General features: G+C 54.0%; 13 protein-coding genes. 11 read left to right on the plus strand and 2 right to left on the minus strand.

The window, feature by feature from the left end:
• Positions 1–188: 188 nt before the first annotated feature.
• A complete protein-coding gene (locus B157_RS36980) occupies positions 189–5690 on the minus strand; it encodes a beta strand repeat-containing protein (RefSeq protein ID WP_157618568.1) in 5502 nt (1833 codons plus the stop codon).
• A gap of 19 nt (positions 5691–5709) precedes the next feature.
• Positions 5710–9114, minus strand: a complete 3405-nt coding sequence (locus B157_RS0124130) for a beta strand repeat-containing protein (RefSeq protein WP_020605882.1) — start codon at positions 9112–9114, stop codon at positions 5710–5712.
• 258 nt (positions 9115–9372) lie between these two features.
• Between B157_RS0124130 and B157_RS0124135 the strand changes: the two genes are divergently transcribed.
• From B157_RS0124135 to B157_RS0124190, 11 genes are all read left to right on the plus strand, one after another.
• Positions 9373–9762: a hypothetical protein gene (locus B157_RS0124135; RefSeq protein WP_157618569.1), complete on the plus strand. Its 390-nt coding sequence runs from the start codon at positions 9373–9375 to the stop codon at positions 9760–9762.
• Positions 9763–10086: 324 nt separating this feature from the next.
• Entirely contained in the window at positions 10087–10824 is a 738-nt protein-coding gene (locus B157_RS0124140; protein WP_020605884.1) for a LytR/AlgR family response regulator transcription factor, read from the plus strand.
• A gap of 516 nt (positions 10825–11340) precedes the next feature.
• A complete protein-coding gene (locus B157_RS0124150; protein WP_020605886.1) occupies positions 11341–12282 on the plus strand; it encodes an NAD-dependent epimerase/dehydratase family protein in 942 nt (313 codons plus the stop codon).
• Between the two features lie 80 nt (positions 12283–12362).
• On the plus strand, positions 12363–12857 hold the full coding sequence (locus tag B157_RS0124155) for a YybH family protein (protein ID WP_020605887.1): 495 nt from the start codon (positions 12363–12365) through the stop codon (positions 12855–12857).
• Positions 12858–12913: 56 nt separating this feature from the next.
• Entirely contained in the window at positions 12914–13453 is a 540-nt protein-coding gene (locus B157_RS0124160) for a nuclear transport factor 2 family protein (RefSeq protein WP_026308942.1), read from the plus strand.
• A gap of 89 nt (positions 13454–13542) precedes the next feature.
• Entirely contained in the window at positions 13543–14448 is a 906-nt protein-coding gene (locus tag B157_RS0124165) for an alpha/beta hydrolase (protein ID WP_169521784.1), read from the plus strand.
• Positions 14449–14578: 130 nt separating this feature from the next.
• A complete protein-coding gene (locus B157_RS0124170) occupies positions 14579–15823 on the plus strand; it encodes an acetyltransferase domain-containing protein (protein WP_020605890.1) in 1245 nt (414 codons plus the stop codon).
• A 98-nt stretch (positions 15824–15921) separates the two neighbouring features.
• On the plus strand, positions 15922–16458 hold the full coding sequence (locus B157_RS0124175; RefSeq protein WP_020605891.1) for a GNAT family N-acetyltransferase: 537 nt from the start codon (positions 15922–15924) through the stop codon (positions 16456–16458).
• Positions 16459–16537: 79 nt separating this feature from the next.
• Positions 16538–16942, plus strand: a complete 405-nt coding sequence (locus B157_RS0124180; protein ID WP_020605892.1) for a hypothetical protein — start codon at positions 16538–16540, stop codon at positions 16940–16942.
• Between the two features lie 18 nt (positions 16943–16960).
• Positions 16961–17473: a YybH family protein gene (locus B157_RS0124185; RefSeq protein ID WP_020605893.1), complete on the plus strand. Its 513-nt coding sequence runs from the start codon at positions 16961–16963 to the stop codon at positions 17471–17473.
• A gap of 28 nt (positions 17474–17501) precedes the next feature.
• Positions 17502–20783: a histidine kinase dimerization/phosphoacceptor domain -containing protein gene (locus B157_RS0124190; protein WP_020605894.1), complete on the plus strand. Its 3282-nt coding sequence runs from the start codon at positions 17502–17504 to the stop codon at positions 20781–20783.
• Positions 20784–21067: the final 284 nt, after the last annotated feature.

Here is a 21067-nt window from a genome sequence, read left to right on the forward strand (position 1 = left end):
TATATTGATTGATTTGTATAGACTAGTTCATTTATGATCGTTCACAAAAAGGGCAGTTATCATTATTAATTGAACGAGTCGTCATAAGATGTCAAAACCGTTCAATTAAACGTCCGGTTCACAAAAGAAGCCGCGCTCCCTGGCAGGAACGCGGCTTCTTTTGTGAACCGGTCTGTCGAATATAAGGGCTACTCCGTTTTGATCAGCTTGAGCGTCTGGCTTTGGGTGGACGTGCTCACCCGCAGCAGCAGCACCCCCGCCGGAAGCTGGCCCAGGCGCAGCGTCAGACGCTCCACTTCCCCGGCCTTTCCAACCGACTGCTCACTCACCCGGTGACCCCGTTCGTCGCTCAGTTGCAGGCGCAGAGCCTGTCCCTGGGCGCCCCGTACCTCCACCTCGATGGTTTCACCCACTACCGGGTTGCCCAGCACGATCACCCGCAGGGGCGCTTCCACCAGGGCCGCCTGACGGGCACCCGGGTTGCAGGCCGCCAGCCAGCCGTAGCGGAACTGACTCACTACCCCGCTCTGCACCGCTTCCAGGGTGATGACCGGGTTGTCGGTGTACAGATTCAGCGTGTAGGGACCCGAAGCGGTGGTGGGCAATGTCTCATTGACCACCCGGAAACGCACCGGCGAGCCGTCCAGGCCCGCGTACCGGGGGCTGAACGTCACCCTCCGCTCACCCGCACTTATTACCTCGCAACTCACCGTGGTGACTCCCGTGATACTGAACGGAGCCGTGGGCGGGTTGGTGGGTGGCTGAGGGCTGGCCGGCAGGACCGTGAAACTAAAGACCGTGCTGGTCGATAAGCCGCCCCCGTCCGTCGCCGTTAGGGTCACGCTGCTTACCCCGCTCATACTCGGTGTACCGCTGATGAACTTGCCGCTCACCGTTAGTCCGGCGGGCAAACCGGCGGCCGACAGGCTGATCTGGTCGGGCGTCTCCTGATCGATGAACGTGTTGGTTAGGTTCAGGCTATACCCCTGACCCACCAGGGCTGTCTGAGATGCCACCGGCTCGTTCAGCCGCGGGGGCGTGTTGTCCTGACCCACGCTCTGACAGGCATTCAGCCAGTTGTAGGCGTAGGTGACCGGTCCGGCGCTGCCCGTTTGCGTGGCCCGCAGGGTGATGACCGGGTTGTCGCGGTACAAAGTCAGCGAATAAGGGCCCGGCTCGGTGGTTGAACCCAGCTCGTTGACCACCTCGAAGGCGACGGGCTGCCCGTTCAGGCCCGCGTAGCGGGGAGTAAAGTTGATGTTGATGCGGTCGGCCACCGGCGTGCAACTGATGGTGGTGACCCCCGTGATGGCAAAGGGTGCCGTAGGCGGGGGGGTGCCCATGGCCGGCTGCACGCTCAGCACCAGCGGGGTGCTGGCCGAGAGCCCGCCCGGATCGGTGGCCGTGATGGTGATGGAGACCGGCGAGCCCACCGTGCTGGAGGGGGTGCCCGACAGGGTCGCCCCCGAGAAGTTCAGCCCGCCGGGTAACCCGCTGGCCGACAGCCGCAGGCTGCCCGGCGTTTCGGTATCGGTGAAGGTGCCCTCGGGGATCACGTAGGAAAAGTACTGACCCACGGTAGCCGTCTGGGAGGGGATGCCCCTCACTACCCGGGGGGGCGTGTTGGGGGTGGTGCTGCTGTTACAGGCCGCCAGCCAGTCGTAGGTGTATTTGGTGGTGGCTCCGCCCTGCCGGGCTTCCAGGGTGATAACCGGGTTATCGGTGTAGAGTTGCAGGGTGTAGGGCCCGGGACTCGTGGTGGGAAACAACTCATTGGTCACCGAGAAGCTGAGGGGCGAGCCGTCCAGGCCGCTGTAGCGGGGGGTGAAGCTGACACTAAACCGGTTGGGCAGGACGGGCGTACAGTCGACGGTGGTGACCCCCGTGATGGCAAAGGGAGCGGTCACCACCGGATTGACCGTCAGGGTGACAGAGGCTGTGCCGGTGCAGCCGTTGGCACTGGTGCCGGTGACCGAGTAGGGTCCGGCGGTGCTAACGACGATGGCGGGGGTGTTGGCCCCGTTGTTCCAGGCGTAAGTGACGGCCGGTTGGCCGGCCCCGCCCGACGCGGTCAGGGTAGCGGACTGCCCCTGGGTGATGGTCAGGCTGGGATTGGCCGTTATGCTAACGGAGGGCGCGGTTTGATCGCCGGTGACGGTGGTCTGGGCCACGGCTGAACAGCCATTACCCGACGTCACCGTCACCGAGTAGGTGCCCGCCGTGTTGAGGGTGGCCGTGTTGCCGCTGCCTACTTGAGTGGCTCCGGCACTGAAGCGGTAGGATTGCCCCTGGGGACTGGCTGTCAGGGTGACTGTTCTCATGGTGCAGCTCAGGGGTCCGTCGTTGGTCAGGCTGACCTCGGGCACCGATTGGTCACCCGTCACGGTGGTCTGGGCCACGGCCGAACAGCCGTTTGCCCCGTTGCTCACAGTCACCGAGTAGGTACCCGATGCATTCACGATGGCCTGATTGCCGTTCTGGCTCACCACCCCCGGCCCCGCGAAGGCATAGCTCAATCCATTGGGACTGGCCGTCAGCGTTACGCTGCTCGTCGCACAGGTTATTAGCCCGCTGCTGGTCAGACTGGCCTGGGGTACCGATTTATCCTGACTGATGGTGATGGTCGTGACCGAGAAACAGCCCGTGCTGCTGTTGGTCACCGTCACCGAGTAAACACCTGCGGTGTTGACCAGCGCCTGACTGCCCTCCTGGCTCACAATACCCGGCCCCGTAAACACATATCGGTCTCCGCCCCCCGCGAACAGGGTTATCTGGGTCTGGGTGCAGGTCAGCGTCGTGGATGGACTGGCACTAAGGGTGGCCACCGGTTTGGTGTTGTCCTGCGACACGCTCACACTGGCCACGCCCGTACAGCCATTACCTGAAATCACCGTTACCGAGTACAAGCCCGGTGCGCTCACTGTCGCCTGATTGGTTGAACCGAGTTGGGTAGCTCCCTGGCTGAACTGATAACTCAGCCCGTTTGGATTGGCCGTCAAGGTGACACTCGTCACCGCGCAACTCAACGTACCACTGCTGGCCAGACTGGCTGAGGGGGTCAAGTTGTCCTGACTGATGCCCACGCTGGCTGTCGCCGAGCAACCGGCTCCACTACTAACCGTTACCGAGTAGATTGCGGATGAACTGACCGTCCGAACGGCGTTGATCGAGCCATCCTCCCAGACGTAGTTGCTGCCCCCGGATGCCGTTAAACTCACCGTTGGACTGGTACAGGTCAAGGTCGCCGAACTGGGGCTGATGACCGCCGTGACCGACTGGTTTACCGTCACGCTGACCGATACCGTTTTGGTGCAATTGTTAGTGTTGTCGGTAGCCGAAAAATACAACAGCGTGCTGCTGCCGGGGGCCAGATTGGTGGCCGTGAACGTATTGGTCCCCTGATTGTAGGTTCCCGCCGGTTGGGTCAATGCCTGATCGGAATACCAGGTGGTACCTACCGTAAACTGGTTGCTGTTGTCGCCAAGTTGCAGAGCGGGGTTGATGGTATTGCCACAACTGCTGATGGCGGAAGCAATCACGTCGTTATTGACCACATTGGGAATTGGATTGCCCTGTGGATAGTCGATGATACCGTTGTTGGTCAGCGTCCCAAAGTCGATATGCGTCCGCGTGGTATTAACCGTAAACAAACCCGCGTTGGTGAAGCTGTTGCCGTTGTTGAAGATAGGGGCCAACAGGGTCAGCGTGGCGCAGGCACTGTTAGTGAACATACCTGGGTTGACGATGCCATAGTTCCCAATAGTGCCCAACGACCCAATGGTGATGGTGGAGTAATTGATGAAGGTAGCTGTGAAGGTGTTTGCCAGCCCAAGGACCCCTGTTCTGTCAATGGTGATCGTTCCACCAGTTGCGTTTGTGAAACTGGCTCCGGGGCTGTTGGTCAGCCCATTGCCCGTCACCGAGGCCGATGCCCCGATGGTGATCGTGGCCGAGTTGATAAAATTGCCCGAATTCAACAAACCGTCGCCGGTTATTCGGTCAATCGTTATCGTCCCGCCCGTATTGGTAAAGGTGGCCTGATTCCAGATGCCCTGCGTTCCCATGGTAACAGAGGCCCCAATGGTAATGATGCCCGTGTTGGTGAACGTAGCGGTAGCTCTGTTGTTGATTCCCTGATTAGTGGCTCGGTCAACCTGAAGTGTGCCGGTGTTGGTAAAGGTGCCGGTGTTATGGAGACCGATCAGGCCCACCGGGGCCGTGTTGCCCAGCATCAATGTGCCATTGTTATTGACTGTCCCTTGATTATAGAACGCAGTGGGGAAGCCACCGAGGGTTGCAAAACTGTTGATGGTCAAACTCCCCGCGCTGCTGATACTGAGCGATGCTCCCGTTTGCACGGCCACCGATTTGGCCGTGGCCGTAGTGCTCAGCACGGGCTGGTTAGCCGGCCCCGACGGAATCACCACATCGTCGGTAGCGGTGGGAACGGTGCCCGATGCCCAGTTGCCCGCCGTGTTCCAGTCGGTGCTCACGCAGCCCGTCCAGATCGGACCCGACAGCCCCGCCCCGCAAACCGGCGTGTTGACCGTCAGCGTGACACTCGTTACCGAAGAGCAACTGCCAATGGTGCCCGTTACCGAATACGGCCCTGCCACACTCACCGAAATGGCCGCTGTCGTTTCACCGGTTGACCAACTGTAACTCGTTGCCCCCGACGCGGTGAGCGTGGCGCTCTGCCCCTGGGTAATGGTAAGCGAAGGCGTAGCGGTGATGGTGGGCTGGGAACCCGGCGTGGTGGTCAGCACACCCGTGTTGGTACCGATGGTGAAGGTGCCGCCGTTAAGGTTCTGCACCAGTCCCGCGTTGGTGCTGATGCTGCTGTTACCCGTAGCATTCTCGATGATCGTACCCGTGTTGCTGAAGCTACTGCTGTTGCTGATAACGGCATTGGCGACGATATTGAGCAAGGCTCCACACCCCGCATTGCTGAACGTAGCCCGGTTATCGACCCCGGTTGCCCCCACCGCTGCCGAAGCCCCAATGGTGATGGTGGCCGAATTGGTGAAACTGCCCCTAAAGTTGAGCAAGCCCTCAAGGGTTGCCTGGTCGATGCTGATGGCTCCCCCGGCGTTGTTGGTGAACGTAGCCCGGTTGTCAATACCATAGTTTCCCGCCAAAGCCACCGCCCCAACGCGCATCGTACCCGAATTGGTGAAACTACCAATATTGTTTTCCAAGCCCACAACGGTTGCCCGGTCGATGCTGATGGTTCCCCCGGCGTTGTTGATGAACGTAGCCACGTTGAAAATACCATAGTCTCCCACCGCAGCCGTGTTGCCGACGACAAGCTGCCCGCTGTTGGCCACCGTACCCCCGTTGTGAAAAGCCGTCGCGTTTCCACCCACGCTCTTCGAGCCGTTGATGGTCAGAATACCCGCAGCCGTGATGCTCAGGGAAGCCCCACTCTGCACCTCCACCGATTTGGCCGTGGCCGGAGTACTCAGCACGGGCTGGTTGGCCGGTGTCGACGGAATCACCACGTCATCGGTGGAGAGTGGCACGCGGGTCGGACACCAGTTGCTGGCCGTGTTCCAGTCGGTGCTGGTCGTGCCGGTCCAGGTTAACATGCTGGTTGTGGCATTGACTACGCTGGCCGTTGCCGTGGCCGTGCAGCCGCTGGCGTTGCTGACCGTAACGGTATAGTTGCCGGGCATAGTTATAACAAACATACCCGTCGTGTTGCTTTGGCTATCGGGTATAACTCGTACCGCCCGAAGCCGTCAGTGTAACACTGGTCTGCGAACAGGTGAGCGTACCTGATGTCAGGCTGGCACTGGTGGGCAGGGCATTTACCGTCAGGCTTACTAAACTCGTGCTGACAGGCGAGCCACCCGATGCCGCTACGGTAATGGTGAACGTTTGCACCCCGCTCAGGCCCGCCCCTACGCTGGCAGAGACCGCGCTGGTGCTGGTGGCCGACAGGGTGATGCCTGCTGGTGCCACCCAGGTGTAAGAGTAAGGTGCCGTGCCGCCCGATGCCGTGACCGACAGGGCCACCGTACCGCCCGCACAAACCGGATCGGGACTGGCGGAGGAGGCCAGTGTCAGACTGGTACTACCCTGAAACTCATACGCGCCCATATCCACCGCCGTATTCATGTAGGGACGGGGGTTGCCGACAATATCGGTCGAAGGCGCATTGAGTGTATTCGTACTATTGCCTTGGGTCTGGATTGAACTGACTCCCGAGTTTACGACCGGTGAAGTGGATCTTACCGAAAGGCCATCATCAGCCGTCATCCATTGGTTGTCGGGACCATCGGGATCGTTAGCGTCGGTAAATTGCGGATCCTGGTCAATGCAATTGGTCTTATTTAAAGCCGTTAAGCTGCTAAGATCCTGAAAATCACAGTTGGTAGCGTATATACGATTTACATCCCGCCCTAAACTTTTGATGGTATTGTTACCGATTCTATTGTTCCAAAACACACAGTTTAAAAGATATAATCCGGTAGTGATGTCATTGCTGAACGATATGCCCCCTGCGTCTTCCGGTGCTGTGCCGACAACCGTATTGTTTAAGAACGTTCCGTTGGCGATGTACGCGTTAGTGCCAAAAGTTGAAATCGCTCCACCCCAGCGCTCAGCGGCATTTTCCGAAAAAACAACATTCGATAGCGTGGGTCTTGAGTCAGATAGGAACAACCCCCCTCCTCCAATCCCATTACTACCTGTCGCTGCGTTTTTTGAAAAAACCACATTGTCCAGGGTCATATTAAGGCCAACATATATATACATGCCCCCTCCGGAAGTTGCCTTATTATTGGAGAACGTGCAGTTGGTCACCTTCATGTAGACGACACCCGACGGAGTCTCATTATTGTTGCGATTGTAATACCCGGCATGGTACATGCCACCCCCATTAGTTGCTGCGGTATTACCGGTAAAGACACAGTTGATTACCGTGGGCGATACCATAGACCCATACATACCACCACCACTATTATTGGGAAAATCACTCCCATTGGCATTGCCACCGGTTATGGTGAAGCCGTCCAATCGGGCATCATCCCTCAACCCATTGGTAGGGTTGTAGATCACATGGTAGGAATTGCCGCCATTTCCCGTAATGCTCAGAGTACTTCCGCTGCCCGTTATTACGTCAGGTGTACCGTCAATATCACCGCTCAAAATGGTTGGGTTGGTTGTCCAATTACGCTGTGATACCATGGTTTCGGTACCATTGCCGGAGAAGCCGCCGTAGATGGCAACGCCTTTTTTCATCGAAAAGCTGATGGTGCGGTCCATTGTAGTGGTGGGTTTATACGTCCCAGCCGCTACCCAGACTTGTGCGCCACAGCCAGCCGCCGTGTTGATAGCCGTTTGCAGCGCCGTTCCCGAAAAGGCGTTCGTCCAGCTACTGCCATTCTGGACACCGGCCCCCGCCTGGGTAACGTAAATCACCGCCCCGCAACCCGGCGCGTTGACCGTCACCGTCACCGTAGTCACGCTCGAACAGCCGTTCGTGGTTCCTCGCACCGAGTAGGGCACGGTGGTTCTTGGCGAAACGGTGATGGGGTTGATGGTTTCGGTGGTGCTCCATTGGTAGGTCGTTGCGCCCGATGCCGTCAGGGTGGCACTTTGGCCGCTCGTGATGGTTAGCGACGGGTTGGCCGTGATGCTTACCGTTGGTGGCGTATTGACCGTTAGGCTGAAGGCAGTACTGGTGACACTGTTGCAACCGCCCGTTACCACCACCCAATAACTGCCCGCGTTGCCTGGCTGGACATTGCTCAGGCTCAGGGCCGAGGTGTTCTGGGCCGGACTCACCACCGAGCCATCTTTGTACCACTGGTAGCCGCTGACAGTACCCGTTACGCTCACGCTGGCGGTGACCATCCCCCCCGCGCACACCGCCGAACCTTCCACAGGCTGGGCCGTGATGCCCACAACCCCAGCCGACTGCACTTCATAAGCCCCCCTGTCAATCTGGCAATTAGCCCCCGCAAAGCGGGAATTACCGGCCAGATCGGTTCGTGGTCCGTTGGCGGTGGTGTAGGCTGCGGTGTTGCCTGCGTCGATGGCGGGGGAGCCCGCTCGCAACTCGGTACTGGTACTGCTGGTAAAGGGCGAAGTGTTGATGGTCAGATTGGTGGGGTCGGTGTTGTAGCCGATGCCGGTATCAAAGAGGCTGTACGTGGCCGTAATGCTGGCGAAGGAATTGGCGAAGGTATTATCGCCCCCATTCCCAAACACCACACAGTTGGTCAGCACCGGATTACTGGAGCCACCACCACCACCCCCATCGTTGAAAATCGCCCCGCCGTAGGTAGCGGTATTTTGTTGAAACGAGCAGTTGGTCAGCACCGGGCTGGATGTGCCCCGATTACCAAAGTTGTACATCATCCCGCCGTTGGTAGAAGCGGTATTTTGTTGAAACGAGCAGTTGGTCAGCACCGGGCTACTGGTGCCACCAAAAGACCCATTGTTGAACATTGCCCCGCCGGAGTCAGAAGCCGAATTGCCCACAAACGAGCAGTTTCGAATTGTAGGGCTACAGACCTGGCCACTACCAGACCCATTGTTGAACATACCTCCACCAGAACCACTGGCATTACCGCCGGTGATGACAAACCCGTCCAGAATGGCAGTGGTGGTCAGACCCGCCGAGTTAAAGAAGACGTGGTAACTATTGTCGCCGTTGGTGCCTACCGTGCCAATATCCCCACTCAACGTACTGTTGCCGCTTCCTGTCTGGGGGTTGATGGCGGGCCGCTGGTTCAGGTTTTGTTCGTTACCGACAAAACCCCCGTAGATGGCAACCCCGTTTTTCATGGCGAAGCTGATATTACGGTCGGTGTTGCCACCGGGTTTATACGTCCCGGCGGCTACCCAAACCTGGTCGTTGGCGGCACTGGCGTTAATGGCCCCCTGCAAATCGGTGGTACTGGTGGCCCAACTCGTGGCCCCGGACGGGGTACCGGTGCCGCTGGTGGTTACATAGCGGATCACCGGACTGGGCGGACTGGCAAGGGCAGTGGTCAACAAGGCGGGACACAGCAGGGCTAGCACAAGGACGAAGAAACAGGCAGAAGGTAGCGGCTGGGTCTTCTGGCGGATGAACAGAAACAGGGATGCGTAAAAATGGGTCATAGTTGGTTTTGAAGATAAAAAAATCTGTTGCTGTCAATAGGCATGGAGCCGGGTAATCTGCTGGTCTTCGATGGTGTAACTCTATCAGGGCAAAGGTCTGGGGAATACCCTGAGAAGGCTTTTGGTAGTGTACCAAAAGCGTTGTGTATTGTGCCACCCCTTCGTGTTGTGTTGTACGAGAAGATGTAGAATACCTACCCACCCTGATTCCTTACGGGCAGCCAACAAACGAAGCGGGAGCAAAAAAGCGGCATGGGTATGGATTGGAAAGAGGGGCCGCAGGTGCGCCTGTACGCGTCAAATGTGACGGGCCGCTTTCTTATTTCCTATCCGCCGGGGACGAACGTATCTAAAAACTGTCCGAAGGGGGTATTTTATTTACCGGAGTGCCTGTCAGGTCAAAACGGGTTTTCTGAAGCGCATTTTTACCAGGTTACCATTCTGGTTTTCGTAGGTGAGGATGCCGTCGAGTTGGCGGGTGAGGAGTTCTACGAGCTGCGTACCAAATCCCGTTCCTTTTGGATGCTGGCCGGGTTGTTTGCCAACGCCATTGTCGCCAATCTGAAGCAGAAAGTTGTTGGCATCCGGCTCGGCAAGGCTGATGGGCACGGTTCCCCCCGCCACGGCTACTTTATAATACCGCAGTGATTCTGTATCATTTTTACCCTCGTAGTATGTCGATAAAAACTGACTACTTTTTAAAATACCATTGATATACTTCCAAATAAATCAAGGACAAGACAGGTTATAAAACTTAATCTTTTTGATAGGTTTACTGGATGTCATAAATCCTTCTTATCCTAATGGCTTCGCTTAATCAAGTCATTGGTTTTCATAACTATAAAATTTGAGTTTACTTCGTAGCGGATTTCCAGTGTTGATTCCACTGCCAGCGCTACCGAGGATACGAGGTACCGATTTCAACCTTCGGTACGCGCGTAATAATTACTTGACGAATGATCAACAAATAGAATGGACACCCCTTTGAAGTTGCTCGTCGTGGAGGACGACATGATCATTGCCGCCAACATCGCCCTGCAACTCACTAAACTTGGCTATGAGGTGAGCGGGATTGTGTCTCGGGGCGAAGAAGCCATCCTAAATGCTGAAACCAACCGGCCTGACCTGATTTTGCTCGATATCAGTCTCAAAGGCTCACTCGACGGTATCGACACAGCCCATGCTATCCACCAGCGGTGGAACATCCCGATTATTTACGTCACGGCCAACACTGACGAGGCCACCTTTGCCCGGGCAAAAAAAACGCATCCCTACGCTTACATCGCCAAGCCGATCCGGGCAATTGAGCTACAACGGGCTATCGAGCTGGCCATCAGCCGCCTGGCCGACGAGGCCCCCACCTCTGCCAACCCTGCCCCCGACGCGCCCTTTGTGCTCAGTGACCGGATTTTTGTGCGGCACCGCGAAAAGATCGTCAAGATTTTCATCGCCGATATTCTCTACGTGGAAGCTGACCGCAACTACTGCCACCTCTACACGGCCGACAAAGAATACCTGCTGACAACGACCCTGAAGGTGATGGAAGACAAACTCCCGGTTAACTATTTTGTGCGGGTGCACCGCTCCTATCTGGCAAATCTGACGCAGGTAGATGAGGTAGGCGAAGGCCATATCGGAATCGGGGGTAAAACGATTCCGCTCAGCCACCTCCTGCGCGAGGCACTACTAAAACGAATCCAGACCATTTGAGGCCGCCGGGCAAAACCGGCATTACCGTTCACACATCCGGTAAAAAAATACCCCCTTTCGGACAGTAAAAGGATGCGCTCGTCCGGGCGAACTTGGTTGGGGAATACACTGGCGATAGTTTAGAGCCGTTATCGGCCAAATCACTTTGCCAGGCTGATTGGGCCGCTCCGTTTCAGACCACACCCAAACTATGCTTAACCATGCCGTTCTCGTTTGCCACTATTCGTTCGCCGGCGATTTTTTGCTTCCTGTGGCTCGTGCCAGCGGCCATCTTACTGGCCTACAGAGGCCTACTATGGCTACGATTACCTCTTATACGAACCACAGCATCAGGGTAAGTTATACGCGCGGTTCAAAACGGAAACCCCTCATTTGCCCAATAGAATCGAGAACCGGTCACCTCCTGCCCGATTTGGCCTATTCCGCTGCGAACTAATTACTTCTTCCTCCTTAACCAAGTCCGTCCCCCCTCCATCACCGGGCTATAAACGGCCCGGTGGTTAAAACCAAAACTTTATGCAAACGGTAGGTATCATTGGCGGAGCTGGCTTCATTGGCAGCTACGTCACCCAAAAATTTCTGAACGAGGGCTATACCGTGAAGGTATCCACTACTGACCTCACCAAACCCGAAAAATACCAGCATCTGCATCAGCTTTCTCACGCTGAGAACCTGACCATCAGGGAAGTGGACGTAACCAACGAAGCGGCCCTTGGCGAGTTTTTACGGGATTGCAACATGGTGGTTCATAGCGGCACTCCCTTTCAATTAGCCGCCGAGAATCCGCAGGAAGAGGTGTTCGAGCCGACCGTCCGCGGAACCGAGAACTTTCTGAAGGTGGTAAGCCAAATGCCTTCGGTGCAGAAGGTGGTGTTCGTGGCCTCAGTAGGTGCGCTCAACACCGCCTACCCGATGCCCGTCCCCCACTACCCTGCCGACCACCTGTATACTGAAGCAGACGAGCCGTATCTGGATCCCGAATCCATTCCCTATGCGCAGGCCAAGTACTACGCCGACCAGGCCGTGCGAACATTCGTGGCCACACACCCCCAACCCGGCTTCGAGATCGTGAGTGTGTCGCCCACGGGCGTGATGGGTAAACCGCTGTCGGCCCGTGAGGATTCGACGTCGGTGGGCCTGCAATACCTTATCAAGAATAAAATTGCCCCCAATCCTTTTGTGCAGATGATGTTTGACCACGACGTGGATATGGCTATCGTGTCGGTTTCCGACGTGGCGGAGGGGATTTTTCGGGCCGCAACCACCGCCGGGCTGCATGGCAGGAACTACCTGCTCAGCAGCGAAAGCTATAAAATATCGGACATGACGCTCATGCTGAATGGCAAAGCCCCCGCAAACGCTGCCCGAAACGTGTATAGCAACGCGCTAGCCACTCAGGAGCTGGGAATGCAGTTTCAACCCGCCCACATGCCGCTCAGCGAGTGGGCCGACGTTTGATCCCAATACAGGCTTCTAACGTTCGCCTAAACCCGTTTTTTCAGACAATCCAAATCCCCAAAACCAATCAAACTAAACCAATGAAAATCAACCAAGTACCACTGATGCTGGCTGCACTTGCGGCTACGCTTGTATTCACTGCCAGCTGCAACTCGCCCGCCAAAGAAAGTGCCGTGACGGTCGATAACGCCACACTCAAAAAAGAAATCGAAGCCGCCAATATTGAGTTCGCGGGCTTCATCGCCAAAGGCGACTCGGTGGGCATGGCCAATTTTTATACCGAAGACGCGAAACTGATGTTCTCGAACGCACCAGCCATCGTGGGCCGCAAAAATATTCAGACGGCCATACACAACGTCCTCGGTTCTGGAATCGCCAAAGCTGAGTTCAAGGCAATCGACGTGTGGGGAGCCAGCGATTTCGTGTCGGAGGAGGGCCAGGCAAGCCTGTTCGATAAAGCCGGTACGCAGGTGGTCAAGGACAAATACATCGTCCTCTGGAAAAAAGAGGCCGGCAAATGGAAGCCCTTCCGCGACATATCCAACTCCGATTTGCCCCCGTCCGCGGCTAACTAGGTCAATAAACTTAATCAACCCTGTTTGACAACTCCTTTTTAACCTCACAAACTCCATTGAAAACTAACCCATTACCCCAGATGCTGGTCGTTGTTACGGCCCTGTTCCTGTTTGCCGCCGGTTGTAGTTCACCTGCCAAGGAAACTGACGCAAAAACAACCGCCGTATCGGCAATGACACCTGAACAGAAGCAGGTAATTGAACAGGAAATCTCGGCCCTCACGAAGGCATTCTTTACGGATGTAGAAAAATTAGACATTGAAACGTGCATGACCTACTTTGAAAATACGCCTGATTTTCAGGCCGTCAATCCCGATGGCACCCTGGGCGACTACAACGCGCTAAAAAAATTGAACGCAGACGGGTTTAGCCAGATGAAGACGTTGAGCGTCGTGCCAACTAAGGAAGTGATTCGGGTTTTGACTGACTCGCTGGTGCTTTATACGTTCTCGATGGAACAGAATGCAACGCTCAAAACCGGCCAGAAAATAAAGTACGAACACGTAGCGGGAACGATGCTCTTCACCAAAATCAACGGCGCGTGGAAAGCGACGTTTTACCACGAGTCAGGATCGGCACCGGTAGCAGTCAAGTAGCAAAGTCATACACGGCCCATTGTTGAGTGCTGATACCGCAAGAAAATTAGCCGTACTATTTAATAGACCAACTTCATTAAATGAAGAACATGTATAAGAATAATTCACGTCTAATCATAATTACCTTATTAGTTTTAGTAGCATCGGCAACCGTTCATGAATTAATGGGGCAGGCAAATTCCACACCCGTTATTAATCAAAAAGCAGAACATGTGCTACAGTCAAGGATTAACAAGACTACGTATAATTTATCTATTTCATTACCTCAGCATTATTCTCCAAAAGACACAGTTCATTATCCTGTATTATATATTCTGGACGGAGGATTAGCTTTTCCTATTGCCCATGCTGCCCGAACTTCATTGGACATGTTTGGCGATTTGGATAAAATGATAATTGTCGGAATTGAATACGAATGGAAACAATCATTAACATCTTGGATGACAAACAGATGGAAAGATTACACACCAACAAAAGATGCCGCATTTGATACAAGTCCTACGTACATAAAAGCATTTGGTTTGACTGAAGGCTCTTTATCATCTGGGGGTGCCCCTATCTTTTTAGATGTAATCAAAACAGAAATTATTCCTTTTATTGATAAGAGCTATAAAACCACAACAGAACGCGGCATTTCGGGGCATTCATTTGGCGGATTATTTGTCAGTTATTGTCTTTTCATGGCCCCAGATCTTTTCGGTAGATATGGTATAAATAGCCCATCTTTATGGTGGAACAGTAAAGAAATATTTAAAATTGAAAAAACGTTTTCAGCAAAGAATCAATCATTACCTGTCCGGATTTTTATGTCTGTTGGTAGCATGGAAGGTAAATCAATGACCCCTGTAATGACTGCGTTTGCAGATACGCTAAAGAGCAGAAATTACAAAGGATTAACCCTCACTACGCACATATTTGACGATGAAACGCACATGTCGGTAGTGCCTGCAATGATTAGTCGAACACTCAGGGTGTTGTATGGTCCAAAAAAATAATACACAACAGCTACCATTAATTCAGTTAATCGGCCTCGATGATGAGCCTCATCATTTTTTTACGGATTCCTGCCTGAGGTTAGTCAAAACCTTTCAGAACACATAGACGAGTTTTAGCCGCTATACTAAAATGACCTTTCCGCTCCCCTATTCATCTGCAACCGCAGGCTCCCTCAATCCAGCGCCTTCATTAATCAAAAGCCGCATCGAGTCCGTCGACGTACTGCGGGGCCTGATTATGGTCATTATGGCGCTGGACCATACGCGCGATTTCTTTCACGCCCAGGCCTATACGGACGACCCGCTCAATCTCGATACCACCACGCCGGTCCTGTACGTCACCCGCTGGATTACCCACTTCTGCGCCCCTACGTTTGCCTTGCTATCCGGTACATCCATCTACCTGCAGGGAGTACGAAAATCGCGCAGCGAGTTGAGTCTATTTCTGCTGAAACGGGGCCTATGGCTCCTTGTAGCCGAGGTACTCCTGATTGCGCCGGCGGATACGTTTACCCTGTTTAATCCCATCACGCTGGTCGTTTTCTGGTCGCTGGGCATTAGCATGGTGTTCATGGCGGGGCTGACGTGGCTTCCGTTCCGGGCCATACTGACCATTGGGTTAGCGATCGTTTTAGGCCATAATCTGCTGGATGCGGTGGAACAGGCACCAGGATTTCCATCGGGTTTTTGGTGGGCGTTGTTTCACGGTGGCAGTCACCGTGTGTTTGACTACGTGCCTGGTCGGGTCATTGTGGTACTGTACCCGTTTCTTCCCTGGCTGGGGCTCATGATGCTGGGCTACTGCATGGGCCGTTTGTTTGAGCCAGCGGTTGCCCCCAGGAAGCGTCAACAGTGGCTGGTTTATCTCGGTGCCGGAGCCATTGGGTTATTTGTGGGGCTGCGTTTGCTGAATGAATACGGCGATCCCTTCCCCTGGAGCGTCCAGAAAGATGGCCTAACCACGTTCTTCTCGTTCCTGAAGGTGCATAAATATCCCCCATCGCTTCTTTATATGTGCATTACGGTAGGGCCGGGACTGCTGGGATTGGCGTTGCTGGAGAATGTACACAACCGCGTTACTGGCGTGCTGCGCACCTACGGACGAACGGCCTTTTTTTACTACACGATCCATTTTTATGTGCTGCATACCCTGCGCATGATTGTCTTTTTTGCCGCTGGTCACACCATCGCCGAAGCCGATGAGTCATTTAAAACCATACCGATGCGATTTGTGCTACCCGGCGAGGGAGGCTACAATCTTGGGGTGGTTTACCTGATCTGGATAGCCGTTGTCGCGTCGTTGTATCCCCTGTGTCGCTGGTATGATGCCTACAAGACAACGCATAAAGAGCAGTGGTGGCTGAGCTATCTGTGATCAATCAATTCGGAATGCCCCCCATGGCTGAAAGCGGCAATCGGCGAGTTATCCGCAAGGCTACCCCAGCAAGTAAACAACCAAAACCTATTTAGGAAATGAACACAAGTGAAAAAGTAAAAACAAGAGCTGTTGTCATTCCTGACGACCTGGAAGCTGTTAAAAAATTATGGTTCGACTATTTAGTTTGGGGTAACGACAAAATGCAGGACCTCTACGGCGTCCACCCTCATAATCCCCAGGAAACTGTCGAACAGGACATCCAACAGATTGATAAGTTTCAACCACCTTACGGACAGCTAATCCTGGCTATTTATGAAGGTAAACTATGTGGACTTGGAAGTCTAAAACGTATCGATGCCGATATCGGTGAAATAAAACGAATGTTTGTTCATCCAGCTACCAGGCGAGTTGGGGCTGGACGAGCTATCCTTGACCGACTTTTACTTGAAGCGAAAAAAGTCGGTTATAAAAAAATTCGGCTTGACAGTCCGAAGTTTATGGAAGCCGCTCACGCCTTATACAGACGTTTTGGATTTCGTGACATTGACGCGTATCCGGAAATGGAAATCCCCGCAGAATTTAAAGACTATTTATTATTCATGGAATTGGATTTAACTGACGACACTAAATAAATCCAAAATAATAAGCACAAATAAGCCCAGCCTATACTGCTGTGGGAACGATCTTAAAACAGTCAAACCAATCAAATTCATGAAACAAATCCTGATTTCACTATCTGCACTTTGGCTACTGGTTAGCCTCGGCATGTCGGCCTCTGCACAGGCTCAGCAAACGGCAACGACTCAACTCAAAAGTATCCACCTTTTCGATATGCCAGCCGGTGTAACGGAGGCTCAGCTGTCGGCGGTGATTGGCGAGTTGAACACGATCATTAAACGCCTGGGGTACCCTAACGCCGGATACACACTTTACAAAGTAGCGGGAGAAGGAGCCGACAAATACCGCTACTACTTCGAGGGCAATTGGCCCAATGCCGAAGCGTACCAGAAAATCCACGACGACAAATCGTTTCAGGAAGCAGATAAAAAACTGGGTACAGTGTACGAGAAAATAAAAGCCGTTGAACTCTACCGTCGCTTAGTGAGAGTGCCCTAAATCGTTTAAACCAAAACTATGAAAACCAATCCATTTACCCTGATCCTGGCCATTGTTGCCCTTACGTCTGTCTGCGTTACCGGTTGCAACGCCCCCGCCCAAAAAGCAGAAGCTACTACTGAGCAGGTAGCTACTAAACCCGACATGGCCGCCATCAAAACGGAAATACAAGCCATCGAAACCGAATGGGCCAACGCGACAACAGCCAGGGACATCGACAAAGTAATGGCGCTCTACGCAGACGATGCTGTAGAAATGGCCGACGACGAACCCATGTGCGTAGGGAAGGATGCCATCCGGCAGGTGTTACTCAAAAGTATGAAAGCGCGCAAAGCCGGGACTACGGTTAACTACGAGACGATGGACGTGTACGGCGATGGCAACGTAGTGACCGAAGTCGGGAGGACAACGATCAAAGACACAGCTGGCAACGTAGTGAGTACCGGCAAATACATGGGTATTTTTGAAAAACGCGACGGAAAGTTTATCTGCATCCGCGATATTAACAACGAGGATCAGAAAGACAAGTGAAGTAGTTTGGGCTAACAAACAGGTCAACATGAATGGATACGTTGTTTTTGGGTGGCTCCTCCTGCTATTGTGCCTGTCCGCCCCAAACGGGCAGGCGCAATCCACGGTGCTTTACTTCGACGAACCCCCCAAAGAGACGCTGGGCCGTAACCGAAATCAATTAACCATCAATCGATTCTTTACCGACCGCGACGATTTCCTCTGGTTCGTCACCGGCAGTGGCCTGAGCCGGTACGACGGCCATGAGATCGTAACGGTGCGCTTCAATCCGGCGGATTTGAACTCCCTCTCCTCGGCGCGGGTAGCGGATATGATTCAGGACGAGCAAGGTACGTTCTGGATAACCACCCGCGACGGGGGCCTCAATGCCTACAATCAGCAAACGGGCAACGTGACCCATTTTCAGCACCAGCCTATCAACAAAACCAGTTTATCATCGGATAAGCTCCGATTTCTTCAACGCGATGAATCCGGTTATCTCTGGATCGGGAGCGATTGGGGCATGAATCGGTTCGACCCCAAAACGGGTCGGGCAGTCCGTTTTTTGCCCAAACCAGGCGAGTCAGGGCAGTTGCAGGGCAACCCGCTGTCGCCTATTCTGGTTGAACCGCCGGGCCGGGCCAAGCCGGGCCACGCCAGGCCGGGCTATGTGTACGTTTGCACAACAGCCGGGTTCGAGCAGTTTGACCGGACCCGAAACCGTTGGCGGTGCTTTCCGACTGTAACTAAATCAGGTGTGCCCATCATCAACGCCAATGATGGTCTCAATGTGATTAACGGCCTCTGCAAAGATCGTCGGGGCCTGATCTGGATGAGTGTTCCAGACCAAACCGGGCTGCGGGTTTTTAACCCTGAAACAGGGGAAATCAATCGGTTCGATAGGCGAACGCCCGATGGCAAACCCATTCCGTTTCCGAACGTGATTCTGGAAGATCGCGCGGGGCGGCTTTGGCTCTGTTGTGATAACGACATCTTCCGCATTTCAGCCGACCGGACCGTCGTGGAGCAATGCACACCCGTAGCCATCAGCAATGGGGAGCAACTCAAGGAATTTGTAACCCTCTATGAAGATAGGCAGGGGTTAATCTGGCTGGAGAGGGCGAGCGACAAAAATCCGCTTTTTTTCGACCCCCGTCAGGAACGCCACCCCAACATTCCACTGCCAACATTTACGAACACCGCCGGTGCGATACCGACCCGACCCGTAACGGAGTCCCTCATGCCCGACTCGGAAGGCTTCCTTTGGATCAGTACCGATCTGGGCCTGATTCGATACAAGCCGGGCCAATCCAGGCCGAGTCAATCCAGACCGGGGCAGAATGAGATGAAGGTGGTCCTGAAACAACCCCTCACCTATTTCACCCTCACGCTGCCAGATGCGACCGGGGCCAGCCACGATCCATACCTGCTGGTTGGTGCGGAAGCTGGCCTGTTCGTTTACCACAAAAAAACGAGCCGACTCACACCCGTCCGTTTAGATAAGACGGGGAGTAAGACGATCCCGAATGCTATCGCTTCGGTTATTGACGGGGATGGCGACCTCTGGATATCAACCTGGGGGAAAGGGCTTTTCCGCATTCCCAAAGGCAGCTTATCGGTCGAGACGGGGCTGGTGAGTACCTATGAACAGTGGAAAAACGATCCCACCAACGCCAACAGCCTATTGTCGAACACGCTGCAAAAGATTGCGGTCGATGCGCAGAACACGGTGTGGGTATGCGGAGCCGCTCATGGCCTTAGTCGGGTGAACAAACGAACCCGACACGTGCAGCGATTTGTACTCCGGCAAGGCGACCCCAATGGACTGGCCAGCAACTACACCTTTGCGCCCGTAATTGATAAGCAGGGTGATGTATGGATAACGAGTGGGTATTCGGCCCCCTTACAGAAGCTGTCGGTCAAAACGGGGCGATTCAAAAAATATGGCATCACCAACGGGTTTACGGACGATTATTTTGCCCACGCTACCCTCGACCGAACCGGCAAAATCTGGTTCAACCAGCATCAGGTGGTATCCTGTATCGACCCCCTTACGGAGCGCGTAACCACGTTTCCGCAGTTTGTCGGCAACTCGGTTTACTCAACGCCCATTACAGCACTGGCTACTACCGGCGAGATTTATTTCGGTTGCCAGAACAACTTACGGCGGTTTGGGCCAAATGATACCATCCACAACATTCCTAAAGCCGCATCACCGCTGCGGTTGGTGGGCGTTTCCTGCTTCGACACCGATGGAACGCAAACCATGCAGCCCATGCCCCCGGATCGCTGGCGAGCCAACGAGCTGGCCTTGTCGCACCGGGAAAACACGGTAGAACTAAAATTTGCGCTGCTGGATTACCGCAACACCAGCAGTCGTGCCTATGCCTATTCCCTGACCGGACCGAATGACAAGCCACAATGGATAAGCATTGGTTCAAAAAACACCGTCGATTTTGCCCAGATGAAGCCGGGAACGTACCGGTTTCACCTGAAAGCCCGCAACAGCGATGGAATATGGACAAATCTAGCCCCCCTTCGCCTACACATTAGCCCACCCTGGTGGCAAACCCTTTGGGCTTATGCGGCTTATGGGCTGCTGCTGCTACTGGGCTTTTGGTACCTATTGAAGGTCCGTCTGCGTGAACAAGCCCGCGAACTGGCCCTGCAGGAAGCCGTCATCATTAAACAACAGCGCGACGAGATTGCTCAGAAAAACGCCCAGAACGAACTCCTGCTGAAAGAGATTCATCACCGGGTCAAGAATAATCTGTCCGTGGTGTCAGGGCTGCTGGCCTTGCAGTCGGCAAAAGTGACTGACCCCAACGTACAGGAAGCCATACAGGCCAGTCAAAACCGGGTGCAGAGTATGGGCATCATTCACCAGAAACTGTACCAGGGCAAGCATTTAGGGGCTATTGAAATGCGCGATTATTTTCTCAATCTGGGCGAAAGCATTCTCGATTCGTTCGATGCAGCCAGTCGCGTCACCATTGTCTGTTCGATGCCCGAGCTAGTACTGGATATTGACACAGCGATTTCGGTAGGTTTGCTAACCAACGAGTTGCTGACCAATTCGCTAAAATATGCGTTTGTCGGCAAGGACAACGGCACCATTCGTATCAGCCTGACGCGAATGGGCGACGATTCGTTGCTGTTGATGGTAGCCGACAATGGTATTGGTAAACAGCCTGTAGAAGCCGTCAATGAAACGGGCTTCGGCACCCAATTAGTAGAACTGCTTGCCCGCCAGCTTGAAGGGGTTTTAACCTACAAGAATCAGAACGGAACGCTCGTCAAACTCCATTTTAACCGAGCAGTTATTACCTAAGTCCAGGCAAAATCAGGCCCCTTTATTTGATCGTTTGCTTATCTGGTAATCAATTTACGACTTTCGCTGGGGGGCATTTTTGTTTTGTAACGAACCTGTTGATTACCGTACCTTTTCGTCTCCCCCTTCTGGCCGTTTTCGACTATTAAAAAGGGTAATTTTTTGTACTTGTTAGATATCTAATCTAATATCAGTGAATGGTTTGTGTTAACTATAGGCATAAGCAAAAATCGTCCACGAATACGTCCGAATCACAAAAGAAGCCGCGCTCCCTGGCAGGAACG

This window comes from Spirosoma spitsbergense DSM 19989 (assembly GCF_000374085.1).
Lineage (GTDB): Bacteria > Bacteroidota > Bacteroidia > Cytophagales > Spirosomataceae > Spirosoma > Spirosoma spitsbergense.

What these genes read in the sequence shown, in the direction of transcription:
- B157_RS36980 (WP_157618568.1), bottom strand. Translation starts at nt 5,690, where the DNA reads ATGTTTGTTATAACTATGCCCGGCAACTATACCGTTACGGTCAGCAAC.
- B157_RS0124130 (WP_020605882.1), bottom strand. Translation starts at nt 9,114, where the DNA reads ATGACCCATTTTTACGCATCCCTGTTTCTGTTCATCCGCCAGAAGACC.
- B157_RS0124135 (WP_157618569.1), top strand. Translation starts at nt 9,373, where the DNA reads ATGGATTGGAAAGAGGGGCCGCAGGTGCGCCTGTACGCGTCAAATGTG.
- B157_RS0124140 (WP_020605884.1), top strand. Translation starts at nt 10,087, where the DNA reads ATGGACACCCCTTTGAAGTTGCTCGTCGTGGAGGACGACATGATCATT.
- B157_RS0124150 (WP_020605886.1), top strand. Translation starts at nt 11,341, where the DNA reads ATGCAAACGGTAGGTATCATTGGCGGAGCTGGCTTCATTGGCAGCTAC.
- B157_RS0124155 (WP_020605887.1), top strand. Translation starts at nt 12,363, where the DNA reads ATGAAAATCAACCAAGTACCACTGATGCTGGCTGCACTTGCGGCTACG.
- B157_RS0124165 (WP_169521784.1), top strand. Translation starts at nt 13,543, where the DNA reads ATGTATAAGAATAATTCACGTCTAATCATAATTACCTTATTAGTTTTA.
- B157_RS0124170 (WP_020605890.1), top strand. Translation starts at nt 14,579, where the DNA reads ATGACCTTTCCGCTCCCCTATTCATCTGCAACCGCAGGCTCCCTCAAT.
- B157_RS0124175 (WP_020605891.1), top strand. Translation starts at nt 15,922, where the DNA reads ATGAACACAAGTGAAAAAGTAAAAACAAGAGCTGTTGTCATTCCTGAC.
- B157_RS0124180 (WP_020605892.1), top strand. Translation starts at nt 16,538, where the DNA reads ATGAAACAAATCCTGATTTCACTATCTGCACTTTGGCTACTGGTTAGC.
- B157_RS0124185 (WP_020605893.1), top strand. Translation starts at nt 16,961, where the DNA reads ATGAAAACCAATCCATTTACCCTGATCCTGGCCATTGTTGCCCTTACG.
- B157_RS0124190 (WP_020605894.1), top strand. Translation starts at nt 17,502, where the DNA reads ATGAATGGATACGTTGTTTTTGGGTGGCTCCTCCTGCTATTGTGCCTG.